Source organism: Streptomyces sp. NPDC058469, assembly GCF_042721125.1.
Lineage (GTDB): Bacteria > Actinomycetota > Actinomycetes > Streptomycetales > Streptomycetaceae > Streptomyces.
Window position 1 is genome coordinate 13715 of sequence record NZ_JBHXME010000201.1, and the last position, 3622, is coordinate 17336.

General features: G+C 67.3%; 2 protein-coding genes and 1 pseudogene (1 of these 3 only partly in view). 1 reads left to right on the forward strand and 2 read right to left on the reverse strand.

Features of this window, described 5'->3' with window-relative positions; all coding sequences use genetic code 11:
* Nucleotides 1–2: 2 nt before the first annotated feature.
* Together ACFWP5_RS46485 and ACFWP5_RS46490 are read right to left on the reverse strand one after the other, a co-directional pair.
* Nucleotides 3–296, reverse strand: a complete 294-nt coding sequence (locus tag ACFWP5_RS46485) for a hypothetical protein (protein WP_384171451.1) — start codon at nucleotides 294–296, stop codon at nucleotides 3–5.
* Entirely contained in the window at nucleotides 293–1219 is a 927-nt protein-coding gene (locus tag ACFWP5_RS46490) for an SPFH domain-containing protein (RefSeq protein ID WP_384171454.1), read from the reverse strand. Before ACFWP5_RS46490 ends, ACFWP5_RS46485 begins: the two co-directional genes overlap by 4 nt.
* A gap of 235 nt (nucleotides 1220–1454) precedes the next feature.
* Between ACFWP5_RS46490 and ACFWP5_RS46495 the strand changes: the two are divergent.
* Nucleotides 1455–3622: pseudogene (locus ACFWP5_RS46495) on the forward strand (transglycosylase domain-containing protein) (it continues 259 nt past the right edge of the window).

The window sequence follows — 3622 nt, forward strand, 5'->3', positions numbered from 1 at the left end:
GTTCACAGGGATGTCGCTCGGGCTGGCCGTGCAGGGGCTACGGCTGGGCTGGTCCGGGCGGAGCCCCCAGGAGGCCGGCCACGACGGGGCAGCGGTCCGGCTTCGCCGGGAAGTCGCCCGGCCTCCGCGAGAGCCCGCCGCAGCAGGAACTCGATCTGCGCGTTGGCGGACCGCAGTTCGTCCCCGGCCCACCGCGCGACCGCCTCGTACACGGCCGGGTCCAGCCGCAGCAGCACCTGCTTGCGCTCCTGCTGCGGCCGGCGCTTCGCCTGGGAGGCCTCGGAAGGTTCGGTCACTGGTACAGGGTCCCCGTGTTCAGCACGGGCTGCGGCGCCCGGTCCCCGCAGAGCACTACGAGCAGGTTGGACACCATCGCGGCCTTCCGTTCGTTGTCCAGCTCCACGATGTCCTGCTCGGTGATCCGGGCCAGCGCGGCCTCGACCATGCCCACCGCCCCGTCGACGATCTGCCGCCGGGCCGCGACGACCGCACCGGCCTGCTGCCGCTGGAGCATCGCCGAGGCGATCTCGGGGGCGTACGCGAGATGCGTGAAGCGGGACTCGATGATCTGGACGCCGGCCGCCTCGACACGGGCGCTCAGTTCGACGGCGAGCTTCTCGGTGATCTCCTCGGCGTTCCCGCGCAGCGAGAGCCCGCCCTCGTCGTGGGCGTCGTAGGGGTACTCGATGGCGATGTGCCGTACGGCCGTCTCGGTCTGGGTGGCGACGAACTCGGTGTAGTCGTCCACCTCGAAGGTGGCCTGCGCGGTGTCGCGGACCTTCCACACGACGACCGCGGCGAGCTCGATCGGGTTGCCGTAGGCGTCGTTGACCTTGAGGACCATGGTCTCGTGGTTGCGGACGCGGGTCGAGATCCTGGTGCGGGAGGTGAAGGGGTTCACCCAGCGCAGCCCGTCCTGCCGGATCGTCCCCCGGTACCGCCCGAAGAGCTGCACGACCCGCGCCTCGCCCGGCGCCACCGTGTTCAGCCCGCGCATCGCGATGAACGCGGCGAGCAGCACGAAGATGCCGCCGATGATCAGCGCGGCCTTGACGCCGCCCGCGTCGACCGCACCGGCCCCGACCAGCAGCCCGGCGGAGACGAGCAGCCCGGCCAGGCCGAGGACGAGCGCGAGTCCGCCGCCGATGCTGTGCGCGGTGAACTCGCGCACGTGCGGGGCGGGCATGTCGGGTACGTCCGCGGGCGTGTCCGTGGTCATGGTGATCCCCCATATCTCGGTTCTAGCAATCTGATATCAAATTACCCTACTACAGCAACCCTCAACCCCTCTCGTACGTCGGTTCCATAAGGACGGGTGCTGATTGTCACGTCCGTAATGGACCGGATCGACAGCCCTTTGTCACAACTCCTGGTGTTAGCTTTCTGAGCTGACTTGACGGGCGAACCTGTGTGACACCAGAGCACAAGAGAGCGAAGCGGAGCGGAACGGACTCATGGGACGAGCGGAAGAGCGACGAGCGCGCCAACGTGGTGGCCACCGCGCGGCGCCCAAGACCCGCCGCTCGTCGGGGGCGGACGGCATGGGCGCCAAGGAAGGCGCGGGCGCCAAGGACGGAAAGAGCTTCATACGCAGGCTCTTCACCTGGAAGAAGATCCTCGGTACGTTCCTCGGCTTCTGCCTGCTCGGTATCGGCGCGTTCATCGTGCTCTACATGATGATCAGCATCCCCGCGGGCAACGCCGACGCGAAGCTGCAGAGCAACGTCTACAAGTACAGCGACGGCTCGATCATGGTCCGCAAGGGCAAGGTCAACCGCGAGAACGTGGACCTCTCGCAGGTGCCCAAGCCCGTCCAGGAGACGTTCGTCGCCGCCGAGAACAAGACCTTCTACCAGGATGCCGGCGTCGACCTCAAGGGCACCGCGCGCGGCCTGCTCAACACGCTGTCCGGCAAGGGCGCGCAGGGCGGTTCGACGATCACCCAGCAGTACGTCAAGAACTTCTACCTGACGCAGGACCAGACCGTCACGCGCAAGCTGAAGGAAATGGTCATCTCGCTGAAGCTGGACCGCGAGAAGTCCAAGGACTACATCCTCGCCGGGTACATCAACACCAGCTACTACGGCCGCGGCGCCTACGGCATCCAGGCCGCCGCCCAGGCCTACTACCGCGTCGACGCCAAGGACCTCTCGGTCGAGCAGGGCGCCTATCTCGCCGCGCTGCTGCAGGCGCCGAACCAGTACGACTGGGCGATCGCGAGCGACACCGGCAAGAAGCTGGTGCAGGCGCGCTGGAACTACGTCCTGGACAACATGGTCGGGCAGGACTGGCTGAGTTCCACCAAGCGCGAGGCCATGAAGTTCCCGGTCCCCAAGGCGCCCAAGGCCGAGGCCGGCATGGAGGGCCAGGTCGGCTACATGGTGACCGAGGCCGACGCGGCGCTGGAGAAGCAGCTGATCTCCAGTGGTCAGGCCGCCAATGCCAAGGACGCCGAGACACTGGTCAGCGCGGGCGGCTGGACGATCACGCTCAACATCGACAAGAAGAAGCAGGCCCAGCTGGAGAAGTCGGTCAAGTCCCAGCTGACCAGCAAGCTGGACAAGAAGAAGCGCAAGGTCGACGGCAACGTCCAGCCCGGCGCGGTGTCCGTGAACCCGAAGACGGGTGCGGTCGTGGCGATGTACGGCGGCGCCGGCTACACCGAGCACTACAGGAACAATGCGACCCGCACCGACTACCAGCCCGCCTCCACCTTCAAGCCGGTGATCCTGGCCGCGGCCCTGGCCGACGAGGCCAAGACGCAGAGCGGCAAGCAGATCACGACGAACACGCTCTACGACGGCACCAGCAAGCGCCCGGTCGTGGGCAGCGACATCGGGTTCGCGCCGCAGAACGAGGACGACCAGAACTACGGCAAGGTCACCGTCCAGACGGCGATGAACAAGTCGATCAACTCGGTCTTCGCACAGCTCGGTGTCGACGTAGGCATGGACAAGGTCATGAAGACCGCGGGCGAGCTGGGCATGGACACCGGGGACCTGAAGGCCGTACCGGCGCAGACCCTGGGCACCATGGGTGCGAGCCCGATGGAGATGGCCGGCGTCTACGCCACCTTCGACAACCACGGCAAGAAGGTCACCCCGGCGATCGTCAAGTCGGTCGCGCACAACACGCGCACGGTCACCATGCCGAACCCGATCGGCTCCCAGGTCATCCCGCGCCAGGCCGCCGACACGGTGTCCTCGGTGCTGACCGGTGTGGTCGACGACGGTACGGCGAAGGTGTCGGTGGCCGAGAACAGCAAACGCGACGGGCAGCAGGTCGCGGGCAAGACGGGTACGTCCGACAACAACAAGTCGGCCTGGTTCACCGGCTACACGCCCGACCTGGTCACCTCGGTGGGCCTGTTCGGCGAGGACGCCAAGACCCACGCCCAGGTCCCGCTGACCGGCGCGACCGGCCTGATCACCACCGGCGGCGGCCGTATCAACGGTGGCGGCTACCCGGCGCAGATCTGGGCGACGTACATGTTCGGAGTGACCAAGGCGAACGGCAAGTTCGACCTGAACACCGACCGACTCCGGTCAACTCCTGCCGCCAGTAGTCGAGTTGCGCGTCCAGGGTCGCGCCGGTCAGCCATGCGCGCTGCCACACCGCGAAG